The organism is Planctomycetia bacterium (assembly GCA_016795155.1).
Taxonomy (GTDB): domain Bacteria; phylum Planctomycetota; class Planctomycetia; order Gemmatales; family HRBIN36; genus JAEUIE01.
In genome coordinates this window covers 55,366-81,578 of sequence record JAEUIE010000054.1, presented here as the reverse complement: position 1 = coordinate 81,578, position 26,213 = coordinate 55,366, and the positions used below count along the sequence as shown (strand labels likewise).

Below are 26,213 nucleotides of genomic sequence, written 5' to 3'. Positions count from 1 at the left end.
GGTTAGTTTCAACGTATTCCTGTCGGTTCACATTGACATCATCCTGCCAATTTGAGGGTTGAGGAAATTGTCGTGGACCAGGGTGATGCTTGTCCGGGCTGTAATTCATGATGAGACAACAGTGAAGCAATCTGCTGTCGGGTGTCCATCAGAATGGTCAGGACATTGAGCAGCATAACCTCGTTCTTAAAGTGTTTTTTGGTGCAGGCCTGAATCAGGTCTGACTTGATTTGGGATAATCGCTGATCCAGATAATGTGCCAGGGCCAGCCTTTCCGTGGGTGCCTCAGCCGATTTGATGGTGCCTCGGGCAATCAACTCAATCTGCCTGATTTCATTCAGGTAATCGCCAGGCGACTTCTGCTGCTTGGTACGCAAGAGGGCAAACAGGCTGAGGGCTCCTGCAGTGAACAAGCCGAGCGCACTCAATCCCTGCTTGACCATCTCCACTGCTTCGTTAATCCAGTTGGTTTTGTTCCGATTTATGTACGCCAGCGCGCCCAGGTGAATCGCATAGGCGGATGCCTGCTCTTCCGGACTGACTGGCTTGTACCGCCGGGCAAACTCACCTTCGTACAGGCATTTCATCAGGCGGTAAATAACCTTGGCCGAAACCTGCTTGTTGGCTACCAGCAGCAGTCGCATGCCCAGGGTCGGGCAATCCTGGGCAGGCTCAGCACGCTGGGCGAGGTAACTGCCTGCCAGGATGGTAGCCTGCTCCAGGTAACTGTGATCAATCACTGAATTGAGCTGGTTCTGATGCGAAGTGTTGAGAATGAAAGCGCGTGCGAAGGGAATAGAAACCAGCCGATAATCTGCCACATTAATCAACTGTTGAGCCACCAGCGAAGGCATGGAGACAACAAGGATCAGAACATCAGGCAGTTCCTGAAGTTTAGCTTCACGCTCGGCACCCTGTAGTTTCTGAATCTGTTGCAAACGCTCGACAATCGTTTCATCACCCAGGGTGGTGATAGTGAAATCACCTGCCACGGTGTCGGTCGATGGCTTCATCTGAGTTGCTGTCATCATTTCGAGTGAAAGGGCATACGCACTGCTGCCTGGCTCTCCCAGGTTAACTCGTTTGTTTCGAACCATCTCCCTGAGAAACTGGTGCTTTTCCGCCAGTTCACGACGGACGAGAAAGTGAACAGGTTCAACATGCAGTGCCGCTACTTCGCGAACCTGGGAAATGTTCTTGTTCACGATGCCTGAGGAAACAATGGCCAGGTCCAGTTCGCCTTTCTCCACCAGCCTCAAAGCTTCTTCGGATCCCGCTGTGGAAATCAGGGTCAAATCAATGCCGTGCTGTTTGGTCGTATGCTGCAGGCTTTGTGCAATCTCATGTCGCCTGGTGACAGTTCGACCCGAACTCATGCGTAGCCGGGCAATATCTTCATGCAGGAAGAATTCCCAGCTGAAATAGAGGCCCAGGCAGATCAACATCAAGGCCAGGCTGATCAGCAGAAATCGCGCGCGACGAAAGAGCCGCTTGTTCTGTTTCAGTTGTGTAAACATACTCGAGCTTCCACATCCTTGTGGCAATAATCATTCTTCCATGAACCAGCCCATTATTCTTATTTGGTTATTCTTGTCCAGTTCAAGTGACTGTTTACTAGGGATTGCTTGACAGGTGCTTTTGAAAAAACTCAGCAACGTCTTTCCGCATCACGGTAGTCACCAGGTGTCCTGCACCAGGGTACAGCTTCACGGTTACTTTGGGCAAATGCTGCTGATAGAGCTTTTCCACGGAAGGCCAGCGGCTCATGGGGGTTGTACCCCACAATTCACCTATCAGCTTTTCGTCTTCTGCTTCATATGAATCGCGGAAGGTCACAGAATCGTTGTTGTCCTTGTCTCCCATGAAGAGGAACATCGGTACCGTTGCTACGGCCTTGAGATCGAATGGTTGCCCGGTAACCTTTTCCCAATCTCCCGTGCCAATGGGGTAACGCAAAAGTTTATCTTTTTCCTTAGCAACCGGCGCGATGGGCCAGCCACCTGGCGAACCACAGGCAACTGCCTTCACCCGGTGAGGCTGCAAAAATGCAAAGCGATTGGTGAACATGCCCGACGCAGAAAAGCCGAACATCAAAACTCTGCTGTCACAATTCATGCCCCGGCTTTTCAGCGATTCCCGCGCATGATCGATCATCGCCACCAGTTGCAGGTCAGGCCGACGCAATGCCGGTGCATCGCTGAGCATGGTATCGCGATCAAGTGCCTGCGTATAAATCCGCCAGTCCTTTTTCGCACGTGGGAATATGGGCACCAGCACAACCACTTTCAGCGATTCACCTAACGTGTCACTGACCTGCATGATGGTCCGTTCCGCCTTCTGCTGATGAAATGCAGAGTCGTCATGAATGCTGCCGGTGTTGTTGGGGATCACCAGAATCGTGGCTGACGACGTTCCTTTGACAGACGCCGGCACGTTCAACAGATACGGCGAATGGAACCCTTTATCAGGTTGCGCAGCAACATACTGAAACGGCTTATCATCCGTTGCTTGAAGACATGACAGGCAAACCAGTATCGAAGAAAGCATGATCAACACCTTTCGATGTCAAGACGCTTCTGATTCGTTCGCGGATGGCTCTGATTTAATTAAAAAAGCGTGTAAATAAACGGCGCAGCCCCAGTGCCACTGAGGATGATGAGTGCAGCTAAAAGTAACAACACAATAATAATGGGGGTGAGCCACCACTTCTTGTTGTTCTTGATGAAATCCCACAGTTCTTCCATGAAGCCGGGTGAGGCTTCCTGGGCTTCATCCGCAAAACTCTTCTGAGGCTTTTTCTCCGGTTCGCTCATGGTGTGCTCAGAACTGTCGGAAATAGGATGCCTGCTCGATGACCGGCTGCCGTTGTTGCCACATGGTGCCAAAAGGCATTCGCCTGCGCATCGGATCGTACCCGAACAGACGCAACATGCATCCTAAGGGTGTGATAAGAACGTAGTAGATAATCGCCAAGAGAAGGTGCGAAACCACGAAGCCGATAGGCCAGGTGAGATATTGCAGACCGACGAAGACTGGTTTAAGCAACATGGGCTGAGTTGCTGCCAGCAACATGCTGAGGCCAGCCACGATGCAAAGTACAAATGTCCAAACTGATGATTCGAGCCGCGAGGTGATCAGCCAGACCAGGAGCAACACCAGTGCAGGCAGCCAGATGACGCCGAACTGTTCGAGGTCTCTGGTCTTCGGGTTTTTGTTGATGGAGATCATTCAAAACTCTCGGTTGCGTGTTAATTTAATCCAACTCAAACCGCTTAAGATACTCCTCCCGTCCCTTGGCTAGTTTACTTTGATCCTGTTCCTCCCTCCGCAACACTGCACGCTCCAGTACCAACACATCCATCTCCGTTGCCAGAAAACAGCGATAGGCATCTTCCGGCGTGCAGACAATGGGTTCGCCCCGCACATTGAAGCTGGTATTGATCAGAATCGGGCAGCCTGTCTGCTCATGAAACGCTTTCAGCAACTGATAATATCGGCCATGCCGCTCAGCATCCACCGTCTGCAGCCGGGCTGAGAAATCGACATGGGTGATGGCAGGCACCTGAGAACGGGCTACTTTCAACTTGTCGATGCCCGCTGCCTGGGCTAATTCTGCCTCGCAGTCCAATCGTTTCTCTTTTCGCACCGGTGCTACGAGCAACATGTACGGGCTGGGTTGTTGCGGCTTCGTCTCAAACCATTCATGGACATGCTCCTGCAGCACAGCTGGGGCGAAGGGCCGGAACGATTCCCGGAACTTGATCTTGAGGTTCATCGTTGACTGCATGGCAGTGTTTCTCGGATCGCCCAGAATGCTTCTACTGCCCAGCGCCCGTGGGCCAAACTCCATGCGGCCTTGAAACCATCCTACCACTTTGCCCTGAGCCAGCAGCTTCGCTACTTCCTGGCACAACGTCTCATCGTCAGAAAATACCTGATACTTCGCATCTTGCTCATCAAGTAATTCAGTGATGGCATCCTGACTGAACTTCGGCCCAAGCCAGGAACCGCGCATCGCATCGGTCGGCAAAGTCTTGCGGGGGTTTCCTAACAGTTGATGCCAGATGAGTTGCGCGACCCCCAGCGCTCCGCCAGCATCGCCTGCTGCAGGTTGAATCCAGATATCCTTGAACGGCCCCTCACGCAACAGCTTGCCGTTGGCGACACAATTGAGAGCCACGCCACCCGCCAGGCAGAGTTTGTCCATCTTCGTCACATCATGCACCGCCCGGGCCATCTTCATCACCACCTCTTCGGTCACCGCCTGGATGGAGGCGGCAATGTCCATGTAGAGTTGATCGGTGATGGGCGTTTCTGCTTGCCGGGGTTGCTTGCCAAGCAGACGATGGAACTTGTCGTTCGTCATCGTCAGCCCGTGGCAATAGTTGAAGTAGCTCAAGTCGAGCCAGAGTGAACCATCGTCGCGGATGCTGATGAGCTTTTCTTTGATCAGCTCTGCAAAACGAGGCACACCATAAGGCGCCAGACCCATGAGTTTGTATTCGCCGGAGTTTACTTTGAAGCCGCAGTAGGTAGTGAATGCCGAGTAGAGTAAGCCCAGCGAATGGGGGAAGTGCTGTTCATGGGTCAGCGTCAGCTGGTTACTCTTGCCGAACCCGTAGCTGGCGGTTGCCCACTCGCCTACACCATCAATGGTAAGCACTGCAGCATCCTCGAAAGGCGAGGGGTAAAAGGCACTCGCTGCATGTGCCTCGTGATGCTCGCAAAAAACAATCCGTTTCTGGTAGGCCCCGCGCAGCCCTTTCTGAATTTCCCGACGATGGAACAACTTGGTCTTCAGCCAGATCGGCATCGCCTTGGCAAACGAGAGGAACCCCTGCGGAGCAAATGCGAGATAGGTTTCGAGCAGGCGTTCAAACTTGCGAAAAGGCTTATCGTAAAAACCTACGTAATCGAGTTGCTCTGGCTCCAGCCCAGCCTGTTGCAGACAGTATTCGATAGCCTGGGTAGGGAAGCCATCGTCATGTTTCTTGCGGGTGAACCGCTCTTCCTGTGCTGCTGCGACGATCTCGCCATCAACCACGAGCGCCGCTGCAGAATCATGGTAGAATGCAGAGATACCAAGGATAGCGGTCATGGATGTTTTACGAGGAAAAAGGGTTGGTAAAGAGTAAGTTAAAACATCGACGGCAGATTGCAATGTTCATAAATGCCCTCTTTCATTGTGCCTCATAAGATAACCCTAACGACGAGCAGGAGTTCCCATGGCAGAGCGTTACGATCTGGTTGTTCTGGGTGGTGGTCCCGGGGGGTATGTGGCGGCGATTCGGGCTGCACAGCTGGGGCGCAAAGTCGCTTGTATTGATAAGCGAGGCACCTGGGGTGGCACCTGCCTGAATGTGGGCTGCATTCCCAGCAAGGCACTGCTCGATTCCAGCGAACTCTATCACCAGGCCAAGCACCGGTTTGATCGGCATGGCATCGGCGTGGTCAATATCACGCTCGACATCCCTACCATGATCAAACGCAAAGATAGTGTCGTCAAAGGCCTGGTCGACGGCGTGGCGTTCCTCTTCCGCAAGTATGGCGTAAAAGGTTACTTCGGCACGGGGAAGATGCTCAGCAAGAACCAGGTCGAAGTCAAAGGCAACGATGGCACCACCTCGGTTCTTGAAGCCGACAACATCCTGCTGGCGATGGGCAGCGAACCGAGCGGGTTGCCTTTCCTCAAAGTCGATGGCAAGCAGATTGTCACTTCCACGGAAGCACTCAATTTCGACAAGGTGCCTGAACATCTCATCGTCATCGGCGGCGGTTACATCGGCCTGGAAATGGGTTCAGTCTGGCTGCGTCTCGGTTCCAAAGTCACCGTCATCGAGTTCCTGCCCAAGCTGCTACCACTGAACGATACCGAGATTGCAGGCATGGTGCATAAGTCGCTGGTCAAGCAGGGGATGAACTTCCATCTTGATACCAAGGTGACCGGGGCCAAAATCGATGGCAACAAAGTGGTGGTCACTGCGGAAAGTAAAGATGGGCCGATCACGGTAACGGGTGACAAGGTGCTGGTGAGCACAGGTCGTCGACCCATCACGGCTGGTGCAGGTCTGGAAGCAGCCGGTGTAACGGTTGATGCCAAGACGGGTAAGATTCCCGTGAACCATCTGTTGCAGACGAATGTACCCAACATTTATGCGATTGGCGACCTGGTCGCTGGTCCAATGCTTGCACACAAAGCATCGGAGGAAGGCATCGCAGTGGCGGAGCATCTCGCGGGCAAGAAAGGCCATGTTGATTACGACATCATTCCCAGTGTCATCTACATCTGGCCCGAAGTGGCTGCGGTGGGCAAGACCGAGGAAGAACTCAAGACGGCGGGTGTGCAGTATCGGGTAGGCAAATTCCCATTCCTGGCGAGTGGTCGAGCCAAGGCGCTCGATGAAACCGAAGGCACGGTGAAGATCCTGGCTGATGCCAACACCGATCGTATTCTGGGGGTACACATTTTCGGACCACGTGCATCAGACATGATTGCGGAAGCTGTCACCACCATGGCATTCAAAGGCAGCGCGGAAGACATGGCCCGCATTGTGCATGGCCACCCGACGCTCTCCGAAAGCATGGGCGAAGCAGCACGGGCAGCCTGGTCTGGCAAGGCGCTGCATGCGTGAGATAAGCTATCAGCTGTCAGCTTTCAGCATTAAGGAACGATTGAGTAAAATATCTGTTGTACATCGCATTGCATTTAGCTGACGGCTGATAGCTGAAAGCTGATAGCTCAATACCGAAAGCCATCATGTTCGTTTTGTTGTGTTTTCTGCTACTCTGTGAGCCGCCGCAGCATATCAAGGCGCTGAAAGGCGCGGCTATTCCCACCGGGCCGGTGGTGCGCGAGATCTGGTACAACCGGATGAACGCCCAGGGCAAACTCGGCTGGCTCCAGATGCTCAGCTACGAAGTGAAGGAAAATGAAAAGACGCTGATCAAGACCGTCATCCGTGATCATCTCCGCTACCTTCGCAGCGGCGATCCTTACTCCGAGGATTCCGAACAATATTCCATCGAAACCAGCGAAGGCAACGTGGTCGAAGTGGGCTACCGTACCTCCCTGGGCAAACATCAGGATCTCGTTATCCGAGGCAGACCGCAAGGCAACCGCATCACTCTCGAAGTACTCGACCATGCGGGCAAGAAAGTCGTCTACCGCCAGGAGAAGCCCTGGAACCCAGAAGCCAAAGGCCTGCTCTACCAGGACAAACTGCTGGAAGGTAAAGACTTATCCATTGGAAAATCTTACAGCGTAAACGGCTTCCTCAGCATCATCAATGAGGTGACCAGTTCCACCTATGTCATCCTCGGCCGCAAGCAGATGTCGGTGGATGGTGTCTTGAAAGAACTGGTGGAAGTGGAGCAGCGGTATCCGAAGGAACTCTACATCGATCCTTCCCGTCATTACCTCGATCCAGCTACGGGTGAGCCGGTCATCAGTACGGAAGACAACAGCCTGTTTGTTCTGGTAATGCATGAACGGGTGAGCAGGGAGAAAGCGCTCGAAGCTTTTCCCGGCAACGTGAAAGATAAAGATGCTCCGGTGACCATTGACAAGCCTATCCCGATGAGTCTGTTTGGGTTGCCTGTCCGCTTGCGGTTAGCGGTGGAGATGAGCCAGGATGATCATCCGGAGCAGGTGTTTCTCAACACACGTCGGCAGCAGTTTGTAAAAAAAGAGGGGAAACGGGCCGAGTTTCGCTTGGCGAAAAAAGAGCTGGAAGGATTGCCTGCCATCAAGGAAGCGGTGCCCGGTCCTGAATATCTCTCAAGCAATTTCTACATTCGCAGCGACGATGCCCTGGTGAAGAAGCATGCCCAGGATGCCATCCGCGATGCCACCGAGCCACGACACAAGATGGAACGTATCACGCGTTGGGTAAGCCGAAATGTCAAAGGCGATTACGAAACGGGCTTTATCACAGCCGATGAAGTTGCCCGCACCATGGAAGGTGATTGCACAGAAATGGGTGTCCTGGCGGCAGCGATGGCACGCACCCAGGGCATACCGGCCCGCATCTGCTTTGGCCTGGTGTACGATCCGGTGAACAATGGTTTTGCCGGCCACCTGTGGAGCGAAGCCTGGATTGATAACCAATGGCAGACTTTTGACCCTACCGGCGTGCTCGATTCCTCGGGTGCCGCCTGGCTGCGCATCGATGGCTACAGCATGATGGATGTGCTCAACCCCGACGAGATGACAGGCGTCCGCCGAGGCTTCGCTGGCCGCATGAAAGTGTTTTTGCTGGATACGAAGTAGTTCATCCAACAGTGATGCAAAAATTCCTTGCAAGCTGCCTGACGATATCCGAGAGTAAATCATGCCCACTCTCGTGAGAAGTTGTCATGGCCAGTACGACTCTGGACTTTCCATATCCGCCTGCACCGGCTCAGGTGCCTGCCTCCATCACCCGGCTCGATAGCGCCTACCGGTTTCGCTCGGCAGCCATGCTGTTCAGTTTGCTCCTGTTTCTGATCTTTTATCTTGCGTTGATTGCGGGAGTAGCATGGCTCATGTATCTGATGTTTCAGATTCCTATCGAAACACAGCGAGGCTCATACCGTGGAACCGTTTGGGCGTTTATCTTCAAATTCGGCGGTATGGCCAGCCTGGGTTTGCTGCTGGTGTTTCTGGTCAAAGGGTTGTTCAAGGGGCAGCGCATGCCTCGAGATCAATATCTGCAGTTGACGGAGAAGGATTCTCCACAGCTTCTGAAGTTCATTCATCAGGTGTGTGCGGATACCGGTGCTCCGAAGCCTCGTCGCATTTATGCCAGTGCTGATGTCAACGCCAGCGTGATCTTCGATTCCTCGCTGCTGAATCTGATTATTCCGCCGCGCAAAGATTTACTGATTGGCCTGGGACTGGTGAACACGCTGCAACTGCATGAATTCAAAGCGGTGCTTGCACACGAATTTGGCCACTTCGCCCAGAAGAGCGCTGGCATGGGCAGTTATCTGTCGCTGGCGAACAGGGTCATTCACGATATTGTTTATTCCCGCGATGGCTGGGATCGTTTTGTCGATCAGTGGTCAGCCATTGATTTGCGTATTTCGTTTCCGGCCTGGGGGCTGAAAGGCATTCTCTGGGTACTGCGCAAAATATTGGGAGGCACCCTGAAGGGACTGAACCTGTTGCACCTGTCGCTCAGCAGGCAACTCGAATTCAATGCGGATAATGTCTCGGTCAGTGTCTGCGGTTCTGATTCTCTGATTCATGCATTGTCCCGCCTCGAATTTGCCCAGGAGGCATTGAACGATGCGAGCCAGTCGCTGCATGCCGCTGCAGATCATGGCCACTTTACCGATGATCTGTTTTATCATCAAACCTGTGCCGAACGCAGACTCAGACAATTGCGTAAACAACCACGACTGGGGTTGCCTCCCGAACTGCCTGAAGATTCCACGGTTCAGTTGCAGGTATTTCAGGAAGAACATGATGGCATCCCTGATCATTTGCGTTCCCACCCGACGCATCTGATGCGTGAAAAGAATGCCAAGCGCATTTATCTTCGCAGCCAGATTGATGAGCGGTCTCCGTGGATACTCTTCGACAATCGGGAAGCACTTTGCCGTGACATGTCGGAGGTGTTTTACACCAAGCTGTTGGATCGCAAGGAACCGTACCAGCCTGAGCCAGCCGTGGAAGTGCAGAAGTTCCTTGATGCTGAGCATGCTGAGACGACGTACGATCCGCGGTATCACGGCTATTACGATGGCCGGTTTATCAATCCGGGTAATCTGGAAGAAGTGCCTGATGCTGTCTGGGATGAAGAGAAAATCCATGCTCTTCTTGTGCGCTGGCTGGGCGATGAACAGTCCAAACGCATCCTGCAGTTTAACGAAATGCAAAGGGAGATGGATTTGCTCCAGGGGCTGAAATCAGGCCAGCTTAGTCTGAAAAAGAATACTTTCCCGTTTCGGGAACAAGACAAAACCGTGCGTGACGTACCCGCACTCATTGAGCAGGTAGATGGCGAAATTACTCAGGAGCTGAAATATTTCCAGGAGCTGGATCGTGAGATTTATCTGATGCATCGCCACCTGGCACGCAGGCTTGATCAGCAACAGCCTGCAGCTTCCAGTCGGGAAGAGGAACTCCTGCATCGGTACCGCTTTCACAACATCGTTCAGGAACTACTCAAGGGTATTCATCAGGAAAACGCCAGGCTGCAGAGCATATTTCAGTACCTGCAGGCTAACGAGAAAATTGACCAGGATAATTTCCGGGAAGTGCTGAAGGCGTTGCAGGATATCAAAACAACGCTGGAACTGAACATGACTGAGGCAGCCAAATTCATTGCCCCTGAAATGACGAACGTGGCGGCAGGGACTTCACTTGAGCAACTCATTACGGATCGTGATGGGCAGAGACTGGAGTTGCCACCACCCAACAGCATCAGTGGCGAATGGCTCGCCAAACTGGCTGGCAAGCTGGGCCAGTTCCTGGCACGCATCAAACGGGTGCATTTCAAAAGCCTCGGCAGCCTGCTGCAGGCTCAGGACAAATGGCTGAGGCAGGCGCTGCCCATGGTGCAACTGCCTAAGATCGATGACAATACATAGAATACTCATGATTCCTTTTTGCTGGAGATCACCATGAAACCTAAGCCACGTACGACAAACGGGAAGAAAAAAGGGCCCGTGAAAAAGAGCAGCAAGATGAAAGTGTTGAAATCGAGTAAACAGAGGAATGTAATTGCAGCAGCCAAGGGTACTGCTGTCGAGTTGAGCGGCAAGAAGACTAGAATACGCGGTTATGTGCAGGCAGCAGGCGTGCGCAAGCAGGCGAGTCGCGATCTCAAAAATGCGTGAGATCTTCTAGACCACAACCTTGGAGCACTACCCACTGGTGTAAGTTCCGTGTACTACCTACTCAGCCTGTTCTTGTTGTTTTTTCCGTATGTAACCGAAGAATCTGTCTGGCCTCACTGGCGTGGCCCGAATGCCAATGGCACAGCGCCCACGGCCCAGCCGCCTATACAGTGGGATGGCTCCACGGGCAAAAACATCAAATGGAAAGTGCCGCTGCGAGGCCGGGGCAGCGCCACGCCCATCATCTGCCAGAATCAGATATTCATCGTCTCTGCTGAGAAGACCGACAGGCTGGCCAAACCCGAAGAGCTGCCCAAGCCGCCGGAAGGCATCCAGCAGATGACTACACCGCCGAAGCACTTCTACCGCTTCCTGGTCACCAGTTATGATCAGGCGACTGGAAAAGTGCTTTGGCAGAAGACCGCAACGGAAGCAGTACCTCACGAAGGCCATCATGAAACGCACAGCTATGCCGCTGGCTCGCCTACCACCGATGGGAAGAAACTTTACGTTTCGTTTGGTTCGTTCGGCATTTTCTGTTATGACCTGCAAGGCAACCAACTTTGGGAACGGCAACTCGGTAAACTCATCACTCGTCGGGGCTGGGGCGAAGCAGTCACGCCGGTTTATCACCAGGGCAAACTGCTTATCAACTGGGATCAGGAAAAGGGAGCGGCACTGTTCTGCCTCGATGCAGAAACAGGCAAGACTCTCTGGAAAGCAGATCGTGATGAAGTAACCACCTGGACCACGCCACTGGTGACCGAGTACCAGGGTAAAACCTTGGTCATCATGAATGGCACCAAACGCATCCGCTGCCACGACTTGGCAGATGGCAAGGTGCTCTGGTCGTGTGCAGGCATGACGACCAATGCCATTCCTTCGGTCTTGCGCTTTGGCGATGCGATCATTTCCATGAGTGGTTACCAGGGCAGCCATGCGGTTTCCATCCCGCTCAGTTCCACAGGCGACCTGGGCACAGATGGAAAAGTGAACTGGCGGTACCACACAGGCACTCCCTATGTCCCTTCGCCCGTACAGGTGGAGGACAGGATTTATTTCACCAGCGCTAATGGCAACCTTCTGACAATTCTCGATGCAACAACCGGGAAGCCGATTATCGAAAAGCAACGTATCCCCGGAGCCAGGCAGTTTTATGCGTCGCCACTGTATGCCGATGGACGTTTATACTTTACTGATCGTGATGGCGTTACGGTCGTTCTGCAACCCGGCAACGAGATCAAAGTAATGGCGACGAACAAGCTGGGCGATGCCGTTGATGCCTCGCCGGTAGCAGTTGGGAAACAACTGTTTCTGCGGGGTGAACAGTTTTTGTGGTGCCTGGAAATGTTGAAATAACCGTATATTTTGCGAAATCATGCTCAATAAAAGATGGTAGATAACCTAATTTGACGCGTAAACTGATATCTGCTAAACTGAGTTTTCGCCCCTTGGTCTGATTTGCCAAGGTAAGTCCAATGTATAGTGCACAAACAATAGTTCGCAGACGCGGCTCAATCCTGATTGCCGTTCTCACATCCATTACATGCTTCCTTTGCCAGGCAAACGCTGGAAATATTCCCGTTTCACTTGCCGGTGGCAATAATTTCCAGGGAAATATGTTCGATGTAGTAACATTTGGAAAATCTCTGAATGTTACTGGGTTTGATATTAATGTTGGCAGGCAGAATTCAGTTCTTTCTATTTCTGTCTATTATCGCTTAGGTTCTTTCACGGGACACGAAAGTGATCCTTCAGCATGGATCCTGGCTGGCACAGCTAAAACGGTGAGTCAAGGAATTGGCAACCGAACTTTTGTTGATGTACCAGATTTTGTACTTACGCATGATTCCTTACATGGAATTTATGTCACCATTGAATCAGCTGCTTTTGGGCACAATCAGTTTCAATTTAGAACTGGTTCGAATGCGTTTTCCAATGCTGACCTTCAGACGAACGCAGGAGTAGGCCTGGGGAGTCTGCATGGTTTGTCAAAACGAAATCGATCCTGGAATGGTGCCATGTATTATGAACTTGCAGTAACTCCTGCGCCTGTACCTTCGGGTGTCATGCTGGCTGGAATCGGGTTTGTTTGTCTGGCAGGTTTCACCAGCTTCAAGAGAAAACGGTAGTTGAAAAATCAATTGAATAATTCGTTGAAAAACTGTTTTGGCCATTCTTATTGTCAGTAGCATATGAATCGTAGATGATCTTCAGGATTAGCTGACAATGAACAACGAACCCTATGAAGATCTCAATGTTGCCTCTTCGCCGGTTCCCAGCGCTAAGCCCAGTCCCTTCATTGATCGTATCGTCGTCATACTAACCATCATCCTGCTGGGTATCATGACATTTATCGGGTTGTATTTCGGATAAAAGATTGACGGCTATTGATGCCATGAATTAATCTATCGCATGATAGACGCTTGACGCTCCAATCAATCTTGAGCGACCAAAGAAAATATCTACAAGAGTCCTATTATGTATCTCAATGCCAGTATTCTGTCGTTGTCAATCCTGTTTACAACCCTGGTTCCGGTCCTCGCTCAAAAAGATTCCCTGCCTCTGGAATGGAAAGCGCTCCTGATCATCAAGTCTAAGGGAAATATCAAGGCAGCAGGATTTCCCGATGTGAACTATCAACTCAAGCCGGCGGATATTGCTGCGGTCAAGCAGGCCTTTACAGGCTTCACTGCTGATTTTGTTGAAACGCTCAGTGCTGGTAAGGCTGTGTGGAAACCGACCGTCGTGGAATCCAAGCTGCCCTTGATGTCAGTCTCCCGCATTGGCGATGGCACCTGGGTAGCGCCGGTGAATGTTGCAGATGATATCAGGGAATATGCCAAAATGGGTGAGTACGATAACATCTTCATCTACTGGAAAGACAGTGATGATCAGACCAGGAAAACCGTGAGAGGAGGCTTTGGCTGGAGTATTGGCCCAACGCAGGAAGCCAATGGCTGTGGTTTTTCATGCGTTAACTATTGCACACCGGAGCAGCTCTCTCGTGATTCCGAATTCACCGAAGTTTTTATTCACGAATGGCTCCACCAACTGGAAGCATTCTACGGCAACCGGGGTGTGAAACTTCCCAAAGGTGGGTTGCACGGAAACGACAACTATGGGTTCAAGCATCAGAACGGCTGGAAGCACTGGTACAAGGCATTTTTGACAGCTTCGCTATCCGATAAATCAGGTTTAGGTTCTCAAGCCTGGCAACTTGGTTCCATTCGATCTGAGATGACGTACCATCTGCCTGGGTACATGACTGCAGCCCGTCGAAGACAGAATCTGCTCAGGAACGGCTCATTTGAAATAGGGCAGGGTGCAGGCTGGAATCCCCGCTCGTGGTTGAAGGCCAATCAGAATGTCAGTGCACAGAACAAGGTGGCTCGCGATGGAAAAAATGCGCTGATGCTGCGTTCTCCCGTCAGTGATGATCTCATGGCCTATCAAACGGTGCGAGTCAAACCCTTCACTCGCTATCTGCTGGCAGGATGGATCAAAACGGATCAGGTAATTGTTACAGACAAGGATCGCAAAGTAGGAGCCAACTTGTCTGTCTGGGGTGGCTTTGATTCAAGCCAATCGCTGGTAGGAAACCACGACTGGACCTATGCTTCACTCGTCTTTGATAGCAGAGATAAACAACTGGTGGAAGTAGGCGCTCGCCTGGGACACCATAGCAGTGTCACCATGGGTACAGCCTGGTTTGATGATCTGGTCTTGCTGGAACTGCCTGCTTATTCCAGAGCCGCACCGGTAAAATGAGGGATTGGTGCAGAATCAGATACCAACGGAGAGGTGATCACCTGGTCCAATAATCCAGTGGCATCTGTCTGAGGAAAACGATACAGTCAAGGTTAACAGTTAAATCCGGAGTTGTAACGATGGACTGGCCTCATTTCACCAAGCGGTTGATGCTGGCAGACGGTCGCATCAGCGAAATCAAGGCCGAGATGCTCCAGCAGGCGGTTCTGCATGAAGGAGCCATTGACAAGGAAGAACTGGAATTTCTCACGTGTCTGAAACGACAGGCAACCTGGGTACATCCTTCCTTTGATGAATTCCTCTTCCGTGTGCTGAAGAAAGTTATCTTGCGTGATGGGGAGATTCACGATTCCGAAGCCCGCTGGCTTCGCAAACTCCTCTTTGCGGACAGGCAGATTGTTCAAACGGAGCAGGATTTTGTCAAGCAACTGAAAAGTGAAGCTAGATCCTACGGACCGGAGTTTGAAAAACTTTATAAGGAATGCACCCAACTTCCCAGTACGGAATTCGCAGGGTAGCGGTGTACAGCTTGCGTAATGAAAAGATCGCGATGTTGATGCATCGCGACCCGCGTATTTTTGTGCAATGACTCCAGACTTTCTTATAGTTTGAAGTCATCATCGACAGCAAGAGGTTCATCACCCTTACCGGTGTCGAGTTTCTTCTCGGTCTTGCTCTTGCCCTTCTTGCTGGCATCTTTCTTCAAGGCTTCTTCCAGAGCAGCGAGTTCAGCCATGGAATCGGTATCACCGGTGGCCAGGGCTTCACGAGCGCCAATGACTTCTACGCTGAGATCTTCTGAGTCGGTGTCACCGATAACCTCGATGCTTTCTGATTCTTCAATCCTGGGCATGGCTTTGCTGAGTTGTCCCTGCAGAGTGCCGGTGTCAAGATCAGCTGAAAGTGCACCTGCTCCGCCTGCAATAAGTGCAGCAGTCTTGGGATCAACGGCCAGGTGGGCTTCGGTAGCAAGTGCTTCCGGAGGTGCGTTGAACCATTCATCAATGGCTTCATTCATCAAGCCGAAAATCAGCGTCAGGCCGAAGATAAAAGGTAGCAGTATGATAAGTGTCCACATGACGCCTGACAGCACACCGCTGGGACCCCAGAAGCTGGGGGCATTGTTGGGGCTGCCTGCAAAGGCAACGCTGTAAAGGAAATAGCCAACGCCAGCCAGCCCTACTCCCAGGCCAATCAGGGTGATAAGTCTCATCATGCGTGCCGACCAGGGTTGTGCCCGGAGAAATCCAATCGTACACCAGAGGCCCAGACCAATCAGTACCAGACTGAAGATGACGAGCACATAATTAGGAAAAGTCGAAGACGAGTCGGTGAAAATGCTGGGCCACATGGTGACCATCAGCACGACAGCAGTCACAATGGCCAGCCACCAGAACCCGAGCACATTGCTGGCTTCCGGTGTCAGCGTACGAAGGGGAGGTGCCTTAACGGCAGAGGCATTGTCGCTCATGAGGCAAACCTTTGGCGGTTTATCAAGACGTCTACTCTTTACCAGTTTACCCGATTCACCAGCCTAAGCGGTAGGGATTTCCCGCGACTGGCACATCGAAACCGAAGACCGTAACGAGCCTGACGATAGTAACGATGCTATCACCTGCTGATGTGCTTCTTGCGTGACAACTGTGCTCCGAAGTGTCATACTGAATGCTGAATTGATCCACGGGAGTAGTCGTCATGATCAACAATGAATCCATCATGGGGCAACTGCTGGCTGTCTTGCAGGAAGGTTTTGAAGGCCCCAAAAACCCCTGGAGCTATTTTACCGATGCCCGTGAAGACGCCGGCCTCCTGGGCACCTTGAAACCACTCTCCAGCAGCGATGTTTCCCGCCCGCTGGCAGGTGTTTCCATCGTTGCCCATGTGCATCACCTCGCTTTTGGCATGAATGCCGCGGCAGACTGGATTCGAGGCGACCATACACCTCGTGAATGGAAAGAAAGCTGGTCTATCATCAGTGTTGATGATCGGGGCTGGGATAAAGTCAGAGATGCTCTCAAGTCGGCTTACGATAATCTGCGTCAATCGCTCGCCTTCCACAGCTCAGAGAGCGCGCTTTCTTTTGGAGGTTCGATAGGCAGCATCGCGCACCTGGCGTATCACCTGGGCGCTATCAGGCAGAAAGTGTTCTTGCTGGGTAAATGATCATCTCAGGTTTCTGGCACCAAACGGAGTCGGGAACAGTGCACGGAGCTGGTGGCTCTCTCTGACCTGTTGCAGATCACCCAGAAGCACTTCGATGTCGCCTGCAAATTCCCAGAGCAGTTGTCGGCAGGCTCCACACGGTGGCGTGGGCACCGGGCTTTCGGTCACGATAACAATGCGTTTGAACCGGGTAATGCCTTCCGAGAGCGCTTTCCACAGAGCCACTCGTTCGGCACACACCGTTAATCCATAGCTGGCATTCTCAATATTGCAGCCAGTGATGACCTGTCCATCACGGGAGAGCAGGGCAGCTCCCACCGCGAAACCTGAATAGGTGCAGATGGCTTGTGTCCTGGCTTTTCGGGCTGCCTGCAGTAATTGTGCTCGGGTCATAACGTTTACCTGGGGACAATGGTAACAGTACGTTTTTGTGAAGTTCGATCAAAGTGATCAATTCCAAGCTTGGCAGCGGGAAAGAGAACGTTATCATTTCTCTACACCTTGGGGAAGAGCACCATGCAACTGTACATCCTGCGACATGCCGACGCACTGGACATGGATGGCGAAACCATTACCTGCGATGAGGAAAGGCCTCTCTCGGAAAAAGGTCGTGAACAGGTGAAGCTGCTTGCCAAAACGCTAAGTCAGCGCGATATCCGCCTTGACCTGGTGTTGACCAGTCCTCTCAAGCGTTGTCGGGAAAGTGCAGAGTTGTTAATGGAACAACTGGGCCGCACGACTGCCGAGGTCAATGATCTTGATCTGCTGGCACCCGGTGGTTCTACCAAAAAGCTGATGAAGTACCTGCGAACGCTGGAAATTGAAAACGTACTGCTCGTGGGCCATAACCCTGAGGTAGGCGACCACATTGCCTATCTCATCGGCGACAAGGATGCCCGGATCAAAATGTCTAAAGGCGCCTTGGCCTGTGTAGACTGCAAAAGCTCGCCTCGCAAGGCCGAAGGGGAGTTGGTGCTGCTCGTTTCCCCTGAATGGTTGGGGTAATGCTAGCTCCACGCCTGGAATTCTTCCCCATACTTCACCAAGCCACCTGATGGAAGTGCGCCAGGTTCCAGTTCTATGATCATGAACGATTCATCGGCCCCAAATTCGTTTTGAAAGCCCAGCGCTCGGGCATTTTGAAAGCCAAACCGCGGATAGTAATGCGAATGTCCTAACACGACAACATACCCTGCTCCATATCGGCGGGCAGCGAGGAGCCCCTGCGACACCAGTTCACCACCAATGCCCTTATTCTGAAACTCCGGCTTGACACTCACCGGTGCCAGGCCCAGTCCGCCATTCTGTCCATTAATCGTTACCGGACTGAAGGCAATGTGACCGATCACATATCCCTGTTCTTCCGCTACCAGGCTCACACACAGATGGCCTGATTCGCGGAGATTGCGGATCAGGATCGCTTCTTCTTCCGTCGGAAAGGCTGACCTGGCTACATTATGAATCGCAGCCACATCCCCAGGCTCTTCGTAACGAATGGCAGGCATGGCAGAATCCTTGTGAGTTGCTCACATGCTGCCTCAGGTGACTGGATTTTGCAACACAAAACCGGGTTTAATCGATGATTGGACTGATGTTGATTTTTTCTGCCCGGGGGATGGTCGTCCGTGGCCCACGGATGCTTCGGCGGTAAAATTCGTGCTGCGCTTGTACCTTCGGTAGTCTCAGCATGTGGAGAAAACGACCAGCTGAACCCCACTTGCTTTCCACAAGAACAAAACCATTACGGCCCGTAGCTTTCACAACTCCACTATGACAGATTTCCCCCTGGTCATCGTAATAGATGACAATGTCGCCCGATTCTGGAACCTGCACTTTTCGATACGGCCCATTGGACAGTTGCATTTTCACTTCAGAAATATCCAGTGCACGTCGGCCACGCGCAAAGGTCCAGCCGTGGCAATTGTAAGACTCTTCCGGCGGACCGGTGCGGATAAACTGCTGCGCATACCGCGGATCTTTCAGCAGATTCTCTGCTTCCCACGTCAACATTTTTTCAAGCTTGTCGTAATAATCCGGTCTGCGATTCTTGTACTCGATGATGCCTGCGGTCAGCATCGATATGCCAAGCAACACACCAAGGGATAAGACGATAATTCGCCAGTTCACGGGAGGATTCCATTACACGAAGATACTGGAATAGATAGTCATCACCATATCATCTGAAAATAGTGGAATCAAAACACCTCATCATCTTCTAATTCATGAATAAAGATATCATTAAGTTGGATTCGAATACACATGAAGTACCTAACAGGAGAGGTCACTCCAAAACGACTTCTGCAGCCATGCCTGGTTTGAATATTTCAACAGCTTCCGGTTCAGTCATGGTGATCTTGACCGCAAACATCTGATTACGACGTTCATCCAGGCTTTGAACATTTCGTGGCAAAAATTCGCTAATCGATGCGATGTGTGTGACTTTCCCTTTGAACTTTCTGCCCGAATGGCTGTCAATCGACACCAGGGCAGCATGTCCTTTTACAACACGACCTAGCTTGGTTTCGGGGACAAACACTTTCACCCAGCAGTCTTCCGTCTTCAAAATTCGTACCACGGCCTGGTTGGGGAGTACGAGATCCCCGGGGCGTACCGCAATCACTTCAATGCGGGCAATGCCGGGCGATCGTATATCCGCTTCAGCGAGATTGGCTTCCAGTTCAACCAGGCGTGCTTTCTGGGCAGCGAGTTCCGCCTCCGCTGCAGCCTTGTCTTCTTCCCGGATGCCTCGGACGATCAGATCGAGTTGTGATTTGGCTCGCAGCATATCACCAGCGGCTTCTGCGATATCTTCCTTGCGGGAACCTTCGCGCGTCATCATGTCCACCTTGGCCAGTGCTGCATTCACCTGTGCCTGGGCGCGGTCACGCATCTTCCTAGCATCATCCACTTCTTTCTGCGAAGTGGCGCCTGGGTTTTTGTAGAGCAGCGTTTTGACACGATCAAATTCAGCATTGGCCTGCAGCAGATCAGCTTCAGCTACTTCCAGCTCTGCACGCACCAGTTTCTTTTCCTGATCGCGCCAGCCTGCCACCAGGCGTTCGTGCCGGGCCCTGGCTGCATCGTAGGCTCCCTGGGCGGCAGTACGCTCTTCAGGCAGATAGCCGTTGATTGCCTTATCGCGTGCTGCCTGGGCTACTGCCACACGGGCCTTCGCTTGCAGCACTTGAGCCTGCAGTTCGGGTACCGCCAGTTTGACCAGAACCTGTCCCGGCTTGGTGATGTCTCCCTCTGCCACGAGTAGTTCTTCGACACGTCCGCCAATTTTGGAACCCAGTCGCACTTCCTGTGATTCCACTACACCAGCCAGGCGAATATCGTCTTTCTTGCCATTCCAGTAATACCAGACGGCCCACGCACCGCCTCCAAGCCCCAGAAAGATCAGCAATGCGATGATCGACTTCAACCGAGACATGTGACTCCCTTGAAGCAGGGGGTGATTCACGACCCTGCCACAGGGTTATCATATGATGCAACCCGGTTATTCAAAAGGCTTGCAGCCGGGTATGGGATTCAGGACAACTGTGTCTGAAGCCCGTCTGGTTGCGCTGATCCTGCACCACTGGCTGCTGGCTGTTTCACATGATCGTCCAGCACTTCGCGTACCTTGCGCGTGAGAGAACTGAGAGTGAAAGGCTTCTGCAGAAAGGCTATGTCAGCCTGCTGGACATCATCGCGAAACAGGGCGTCAGCCGTGTATCCACTTAAAAAGAGCACTTTCAGGCTACGTCGCTGCTCGCTGAGTTTTGCCACCAGTTCTCGGCCACCCAGGCCCGGCATCACCACATCGGTGACGAGCATATCAATACGTCCCTGATAATCTTCGCTGAGTTTGAGCGCTTCCAGTCCGCCTACCGCTTCTACCACCTGGTACCCTGCCTGCTGCAGAATCTTTCGGGTAACCGTGCGGACAGCTTCCTCATCTTCCACCAGCAGAATGGTTTCGCGTCCACGGGGCAGTGCTGCATCTTTTCGCTGCCGGGCGGGTGGAGCTTCGCGAACATCCACGACTGGTAGATACAACCGAAAGGTACTGCCTTTTCCAGGGGCGCTGGAAACGGTGATAAATCCACCGCCTTCCTCCGCGATGGTACGCACCGTGGCCAATCCCAGGCCGGTCCCACGCCCCGGCCCTTTGGTGGTGAAGAATGGCTCGAAGATTTTTGACTGAATCTCGGCGCTCATGCCACTGCCAGTGTCCGTGACGGACAACATGACAAAGGAACCGGGCTTCACCCCACGGTGCTGATCCGCCAGTGCCGTATCAACCGTGACATTGGAAGTCTCCAAGGTCAGTTGTCCGCCCTGGGGCATGGCATCCCGCGAGTTGACAGCCAGGTTGACAATGACCTGCCCGATCTGTCCCGGATCTGCATGAACCGGTGAGAGTTGCTGAGCCAGCCGGGTCACCAGGCGGACATCTTCACCAATCAACCGTCGCAACAGCTTGTCGGTGTCTGAGACCACGGTGTTCAAATCCAGCACGCGAGGTTCCACTACCTGCTGTCGGCTGAAGGTAAGCAGTTGCCTGGTCAGTGCAGCGGCCCGTTCGCCGGCATCATGAATCACTTCCAGCATGGTGGATCGACTGTCGTCGCTGGGCGTCATGGTGCGAAGCAGTTCGTTGTAGCCATTGATGACGGTGAGCAGATTGTTGAAATCATGGGCGACGCCACCCGCCAGGCGACCGATGGTTTCCATCTTCTGTGCCTGTGCCAGTTGTGCCTCAAGTTGCCTTTGCTTGGCTTCCGCCAGCTTGCGTTCCGTAATATCGATGGCAACTCCAATGACGCGCGAAGGATTTCCCTGCTCATCACGATAGATTTTGCTCAGCACCCACAGATCACGTATGTTGCCAGTGCGCTGCCTGATCCGAAAATCGAAGGGGTTGACCTGTCCGCCTGTCGGTACTACGGAAAGGGTTTTTTCCAGAACAGCGATATCATCCGGGTGCACAAAAGACTTCACCATGGACAGCGTGCCATCGAACTCACTCAGTTTGATGCCATGCATGCGAGCCAGTTCCGACGACCATTTGAACAGATTGGTACGTACATCCCATTCCCAGCTGCCGATATGTGCTGCTTCCTGGGCCATGCGAAGAAATGCTTCCTGTTCATGCATGGCCCGTTCCGCCTCATTACGGGCAGTTTCAGAAAGCTCACGCTCCAGTTCCGCAGTGGCCCGTGCTGCCACCACGCGCAGAATGGTTTCCGCCTGCTGAGGCTGATGGAGTGGAGCATGATGGAGAAGAGCAATCAACCCCAGAACCTGCCCGCTGTTCGATTTGAGGGGGATGCCCATGTAACTGTCGATTTTCAAATCCGCCAGCATCTTATCCTGCGGGTAAACTCGGGCGACTCCATTGGGGAAATGGCACAGGTCACCACGCGTGATACTTTCGCATGGAGTATGAGCGAGCTGGTAAGTGATGTTGTCAATGATTTCGCCACGATGCGAACTGGCCAGGGTTCGCACCTGCCGGGGACTGCCTGGATCAATCGCACCGATCAATGCATAATCCACCCGGCAGGCCCGGCACAGGTGATTGGCTAACGTGACAAAGAAATTTCGACCCGTAGTGGGGGCTATTCCTTCCACAATCTGGCGAATCGTTTCCTCAGCCTGTTTGCGATCAGTAATATCCATGCTGGCGCCGATGGCGCGAACCGGCTTGCCTTCGTCAAACAGCGTGCGGCCACTCCAGGCCAGCCAGCGCACTTCACCATTAGGCCTGATGATGCGGTGTTCACTGTGTATTGCACCATCACTGCCCGGCTCTTCCGAACTCTGGATCAGCTTCACCATTTTGTCCATATCTTCCGGATGGAAAAACTTCATTGCTTCGGAGCGATGATAGACCGTGCCACCCGGAATGCCGAGGATCCCGCACATGACGGGGGAATAGCGTGCCTTGCCCGTGATGAGATCAATATCGTACGTTCCAATGCTGGCCGATTCGTTGGTCAGCCTCAACCATTCCTCGCTTTCCCGCAAGGCTGCTTCGGAACGGGAACGTTCCGTGGTATCTCGCAAAACGCCCAGCACCCGGCCGTCAGGCAGCATCCGGGCGTTGACTTCACCGATGAGCGTTGAACCATCCTTGCAGCGGAAGTGCCATTCTTGACGAGTCGGCAACCCTGCCATTAATTGCTGCAATTCCGGTGCAACCCGTTCCATTTCTTCCGCTGTTACCAGGTCGGTAATGTTCTTGGAAAGGATTTCTTCACGGGTATACCCCAGCATTTCTGCACCGGCCATATTCACGTCTACATAATTTCCACGGGTATCTGCTATGAAAATGCCATCCATAGCCTGTTCACTCAGGGTTCGCAGTCGTTCTTCATTGGCAATCAACTGTACTCGCACCTGCTGATTCCGCCGGGCGATAACATACGCAATCACCAGGACAAACAAGAGATGGACAAAAACACCGATATAGGGGAACGTGATCAGACCTGTACTGCGAACCAGGTCCAGAAGATGAAGCAGGATGATACCTGATGTGCTTAAGATCAGCAGGTTGCCTGCCAGTCGATCCTTCCTGCTGTACAGATAACTGCAATACAATACGAAGCCATCCATCACCACGATAATCACGTAGTGCAGAATAATCCACCACCCGGGCGAGCCCAGTTGAGGTGTATGAATCACTTCGTTCCAGGGCAGCGTAAACGATTCAACCGACTTGACTGCTGGATTGATGGGAACCAGCAACGTATGTATCAGTCCTAGTATCAGCAAAAAAATCGATACTGGGTCAACAAACCATCGTGGCCGAACGCCGGTGAGATAGACCATGCACCACAGCCACGTAAGTAGCAGCAGGATGGCAATGAACAAGCGTGACTGCTGCAGAGAGTTGGCTACATCAATCGAGGCAGTCTGCATGATGCCGACCAGCACATAACAGAAGATGGCATGAAGAAAACAATTGATGCTGAAGGCTGCAAGCAGTCTGTCACGTTTTGCCTGCCACCACAACATCAGGTGATAGAAGGCAGCAAACGCAAAAAAGCCGATCAGTACGGTATGCAGCAGAACCAGGGGGCCCACAAGTATTCTTCCGTTCCCCAGGAATTAATGTGTTGTAGTTGTTCCACTTCGTATTTCATTCTGACTGGCTGACGTTCCAAGTTCAACTCTTTTCCCTGTGCCAGTACGAATACTGGGGGAGGGATTATCGAAATTGTGGTAAACACGGAATGCCAGACCTCGTTATTACTGCAAGTTTCAAACAGCCTTAAAAACAGGCAACTTGACCCTGTTTTCGCTATAACAATCATCCCTGTCTTAACCTCTCCTGGAGAACATCAGTGCCAACATTTTTGAAACGATGGGCGAGCCGACTCGCCCTGACGGGACTGCTTGCCATGACCAGTACCACCCTGCTGCATTCCGATGAAGGCATGTGGCTTTACAACAACCCACCGCTCAAGGTTCTGAAAGAACGCTACAACTTTGAACCAACCAAAGAATGGCTCGACCACTTGCGCATGTCCTCGGTGCGCTTCAATAGTGGTGGATCAGGAAGCTTTGTTTCCGCGAACGGCCTGGTGCTCACCAATCACCATGTCGGTGCCGACACACTCCAGAAGATCAGTACCAAGGAAAAGGATTACCTCAACATCGGCTACTACGCCAAAACTGCTGCGGAAGAAATCCCCGCCAAGGACCTCGAACTCAATGTGCTCCTTTCCATCACTGATGTGACAGACAAGGTCAACGCTGCTGTGAAAGAAGGCATGTCGGCTGCTGATGCCGGTCTGGCCCGTCGCAAAGCCATGACCGAAATTGAAGCCAAGGCGCTCGAAGGAAAGGATGACAAGAAATTCCGTGCCGATGTTGTGACACTGTACAACGGCGGCGCTTATCATCTCTACCAGTTCAAGAAATATACTGATGTCCGTCTGGTGTTTGCTCCTGAAAAGGACATTGCGTTCTTCGGCGGCGATCCAGACAACTTCGAATATCCCCGATACGATCTCGATGTATGCTTCTTCCGTGCTTACGAAGATGGCAAACCAGCTCAGCCTGAACACTATCTGAAATGGAGCGAAACCGGAACTAAGGAAGGCGACCTGACTTTCGTCTCCGGCCACCCCGGCCGCACCAGCCGCGGGCTGACTATGGCACACCTGGAATACATCCGCGACAAGCTGGCTCCCTATCAGCTCAACTGGCTGCGTCGTTTGGAAGTCATGCTTAAGACCTATAGCGACCGCAGCAAGAGTAATGCCCAGGAAGCTCAGGACGACCTGTTTGGCATTCAGAACAGCCGCAAGGCACGTCTGGGTGGACTGGCCGGTTTGCAGGACCCAGCCTTGATGGGTCGCAAAGCCAAGGAAGAAGCTGATCTGCGTGAATCAGTCGCCAAGGACCCCAAGCTGAAAGATTACCAGACGGCATGGGCCGAGGTAGAAACGACGCTCAAGTATGCCCGTGAATACTTCATCGACTACAACCTCTGGGAACGAGGCCAGGCCTTCAACAGCCATCTCTTCGGCAAAGCCCGCACCCTCTTGCGTGCTGCTGATGAACGTGCCAAGCCCGATGGTGAACGTCTTCGCGAATTCCGTCAGTCCGGGCTGAAATCCCTCGAAATGGATCTGTTCTCCGAGGCTCCGATCCATGAGAACCTCGAAATCGTTGAACTGGCGGATTCACTCGGCATGATGGTCGAACTGGCTGGAGTGGATCATCCGCTGGTGAAGAAAATTCTCGCCGGCAAGTCCCCTCGCGATCGTGCTGCAGAACTGGTTCGTGGCTCCAAGCTGAATCAGGTCAGCGAACGCAAGAAGCTGTACGAAGGTGGCAAGGACGCAGTGGCTGCCAGCAGCGATCCGATGATCGGTGTTGCAAAAATCGTGGATGAGGAAGCACGTAGAATACGTAAGCAGTTTGAAGAGAATGTGGAAGAACCTCAGCGACAGGCTTATGCCAAGATCGCCAAGGCACGCTTTGCTGTCCAGGGTACCGGCGTTTACCCAGATGCTACTTTCACCCTGCGACTCTCCTTCGGCCCCATCAAGGGCTTTGAAGAAAATGGTCAGCAGATTGCTCCTTATACCACCCTTGGCGGCGCGTTTGAACGCAGCAAGGCTCAAGGCGGGCAAGACCCCTTCAAGCTGCCTGACAGCTGGCATAAAGCCAAGGACAAGATGAAGCTTGATACACCTTTCAACTTTGTCAGCACCGCCGACATCATCGGTGGCAACTCCGGTTCTCCCGTGGTGGATCGCAAGGGTGAATTCGTAGGCATCATCTTCGATGGCAACATCCAGTCGCTCGTGCTCGATTATGCCTACAGCGATGTGATCGCTCGTGCCGTCTCCGTTGATTGCCGAGGCATCATGGAATCGCTCAAGAGCGTGTACGGCACCACCGATCTGGTGAATGAGTTGCTGAAGAAGTAAAGAAGAGCTTGGTTAACCCAG

Annotated in this window: 24 protein-coding genes; 12 read left to right on the top strand and 12 right to left on the bottom strand. The window is 52.6% G+C overall.

Translation table 11 applies throughout. From position 1 onward, the window contains the following. Positions 1–38: 38 nt before the first annotated feature. The 5 genes from JNJ77_19135 to JNJ77_19115 all read right to left on the bottom strand — a co-directional run bounded on the left by JNJ77_19135 (position 39) and on the right by JNJ77_19115 (position 5,098). Complete coding sequence (locus JNJ77_19135) at positions 39–1,517, bottom strand: hypothetical protein (GenBank protein ID MBL8824709.1); 1,479 nt, start codon at positions 1,515–1,517, stop codon at positions 39–41. Positions 1,518–1,614: 97 nt separating this feature from the next. Then, positions 1,615–2,547: a hypothetical protein gene (locus tag JNJ77_19130; GenBank protein ID MBL8824708.1), complete on the bottom strand. Its 933-nt coding sequence runs from the start codon at positions 2,545–2,547 to the stop codon at positions 1,615–1,617. A 59-nt stretch (positions 2,548–2,606) separates the two neighbouring features. Continuing rightward, positions 2,607–2,813, bottom strand: a complete 207-nt coding sequence (locus JNJ77_19125; GenBank protein ID MBL8824707.1) for a hypothetical protein — start codon at positions 2,811–2,813, stop codon at positions 2,607–2,609. Positions 2,814–2,820: 7 nt separating this feature from the next. Continuing rightward, positions 2,821–3,228: a hypothetical protein gene (locus tag JNJ77_19120; GenBank protein ID MBL8824706.1), complete on the bottom strand. Its 408-nt coding sequence runs from the start codon at positions 3,226–3,228 to the stop codon at positions 2,821–2,823. A gap of 25 nt (positions 3,229–3,253) precedes the next feature. Beyond that, entirely contained in the window at positions 3,254–5,098 is a 1,845-nt protein-coding gene (locus JNJ77_19115; GenBank protein ID MBL8824705.1) for a carbamoyltransferase, read from the bottom strand. Between the two features lie 127 nt (positions 5,099–5,225). On the opposite strand from JNJ77_19115, the gene lpdA reads away from it, so the two are divergent. The 9 genes from lpdA (at position 5,226) to JNJ77_19070 (ending at position 15,113) form a co-directional block, all read left to right on the top strand. After that, positions 5,226–6,632, top strand: a complete 1,407-nt coding sequence (gene lpdA, locus JNJ77_19110; protein MBL8824704.1) for a dihydrolipoyl dehydrogenase — start codon at positions 5,226–5,228, stop codon at positions 6,630–6,632. Between the two features lie 125 nt (positions 6,633–6,757). Further along, a complete protein-coding gene (locus tag JNJ77_19105; GenBank protein ID MBL8824703.1) occupies positions 6,758–8,269 on the top strand; it encodes a transglutaminase domain-containing protein in 1,512 nt (503 codons plus the stop codon). 86 nt (positions 8,270–8,355) lie between these two features. Continuing rightward, entirely contained in the window at positions 8,356–10,575 is a 2,220-nt protein-coding gene (locus JNJ77_19100; protein ID MBL8824702.1) for a M48 family metalloprotease, read from the top strand. A gap of 33 nt (positions 10,576–10,608) precedes the next feature. Then, the gene (locus JNJ77_19095) at positions 10,609–10,824 is read left to right on the top strand and encodes a hypothetical protein (GenBank protein ID MBL8824701.1); all 216 of its coding nucleotides are present in this window, start codon (positions 10,609–10,611) and stop codon (positions 10,822–10,824) included. A 48-nt stretch (positions 10,825–10,872) separates the two neighbouring features. Beyond that, positions 10,873–12,183 carry a PQQ-binding-like beta-propeller repeat protein gene (locus tag JNJ77_19090; GenBank protein ID MBL8824700.1) on the top strand — a complete coding sequence of 437 codons (1,311 nt, stop codon included), beginning with the start codon at positions 10,873–10,875 and terminating at the stop codon, positions 12,181–12,183. Between the two features lie 119 nt (positions 12,184–12,302). Beyond that, positions 12,303–12,956, top strand: a complete 654-nt coding sequence (locus tag JNJ77_19085) for a hypothetical protein (GenBank protein MBL8824699.1) — start codon at positions 12,303–12,305, stop codon at positions 12,954–12,956. 97 nt (positions 12,957–13,053) lie between these two features. Then, entirely contained in the window at positions 13,054–13,200 is a 147-nt protein-coding gene (locus JNJ77_19080) for a hypothetical protein (protein MBL8824698.1), read from the top strand. A 105-nt stretch (positions 13,201–13,305) separates the two neighbouring features. Further along, positions 13,306–14,595 (top strand): hypothetical protein, encoded by a 1,290-nt coding sequence (locus JNJ77_19075; GenBank protein MBL8824697.1) that lies wholly within the window; start codon positions 13,306–13,308, stop codon positions 14,593–14,595. A 119-nt stretch (positions 14,596–14,714) separates the two neighbouring features. Then, entirely contained in the window at positions 14,715–15,113 is a 399-nt protein-coding gene (locus JNJ77_19070) for a hypothetical protein (protein ID MBL8824696.1), read from the top strand. An 83-nt stretch (positions 15,114–15,196) separates the two neighbouring features. Here JNJ77_19070 and JNJ77_19065 read toward each other — a convergent pair whose 3' ends face one another. Further along, entirely contained in the window at positions 15,197–16,066 is an 870-nt protein-coding gene (locus JNJ77_19065) for a hypothetical protein (GenBank protein MBL8824695.1), read from the bottom strand. Positions 16,067–16,121: 55 nt separating this feature from the next. After that, positions 16,122–16,292, bottom strand: coding sequence for a hypothetical protein (locus JNJ77_19060; protein MBL8824694.1), 171 nt, complete (start codon positions 16,290–16,292; stop codon positions 16,122–16,124). Here JNJ77_19060 and JNJ77_19055 point away from each other — a divergent pair. Continuing rightward, a complete protein-coding gene (locus JNJ77_19055) occupies positions 16,291–16,758 on the top strand; it encodes a hypothetical protein (protein MBL8824693.1) in 468 nt (155 codons plus the stop codon). The two genes, JNJ77_19060 and JNJ77_19055, sit on opposite strands and share 2 nt — an antisense overlap. Here JNJ77_19055 and JNJ77_19050 read toward each other — a convergent pair whose 3' ends face one another. Continuing rightward, positions 16,759–17,151: a cytidine deaminase gene (locus JNJ77_19050; protein MBL8824692.1), complete on the bottom strand. Its 393-nt coding sequence runs from the start codon at positions 17,149–17,151 to the stop codon at positions 16,759–16,761. 123 nt (positions 17,152–17,274) lie between these two features. On the opposite strand from JNJ77_19050, the gene sixA reads away from it, so the two are divergent. Further along, positions 17,275–17,763: a phosphohistidine phosphatase SixA gene (sixA, locus tag JNJ77_19045; protein ID MBL8824691.1), complete on the top strand. Its 489-nt coding sequence runs from the start codon at positions 17,275–17,277 to the stop codon at positions 17,761–17,763. A 2-nt stretch (positions 17,764–17,765) separates the two neighbouring features. Here the strand turns inward: sixA and JNJ77_19040 are convergent, their stop codons facing one another. The 4 genes from JNJ77_19040 to JNJ77_19025 form a co-directional block, all read right to left on the bottom strand. Then, positions 17,766–18,263, bottom strand: a complete 498-nt coding sequence (locus JNJ77_19040) for an N-acetyltransferase (GenBank protein ID MBL8824690.1) — start codon at positions 18,261–18,263, stop codon at positions 17,766–17,768. 67 nt (positions 18,264–18,330) lie between these two features. Continuing rightward, positions 18,331–18,885 carry a hypothetical protein gene (locus JNJ77_19035; GenBank protein MBL8824689.1) on the bottom strand — a complete coding sequence of 185 codons (555 nt, stop codon included), beginning with the start codon at positions 18,883–18,885 and terminating at the stop codon, positions 18,331–18,333. 154 nt (positions 18,886–19,039) lie between these two features. Then, positions 19,040–20,191, bottom strand: a complete 1,152-nt coding sequence (locus tag JNJ77_19030; GenBank protein ID MBL8824688.1) for an efflux RND transporter periplasmic adaptor subunit — start codon at positions 20,189–20,191, stop codon at positions 19,040–19,042. A gap of 98 nt (positions 20,192–20,289) precedes the next feature. Continuing rightward, on the bottom strand, positions 20,290–23,832 hold the full coding sequence (locus JNJ77_19025) for a PAS domain S-box protein (protein MBL8824687.1): 3,543 nt from the start codon (positions 23,830–23,832) through the stop codon (positions 20,290–20,292). A gap of 317 nt (positions 23,833–24,149) precedes the next feature. Here JNJ77_19025 and JNJ77_19020 point away from each other — a divergent pair, with 317 nt between their 5' ends. Continuing rightward, positions 24,150–26,192 carry a S46 family peptidase gene (locus JNJ77_19020; protein ID MBL8824686.1) on the top strand — a complete coding sequence of 681 codons (2,043 nt, stop codon included), beginning with the start codon at positions 24,150–24,152 and terminating at the stop codon, positions 26,190–26,192. The last annotated feature ends 21 nt before the right edge of the window (positions 26,193–26,213 follow it).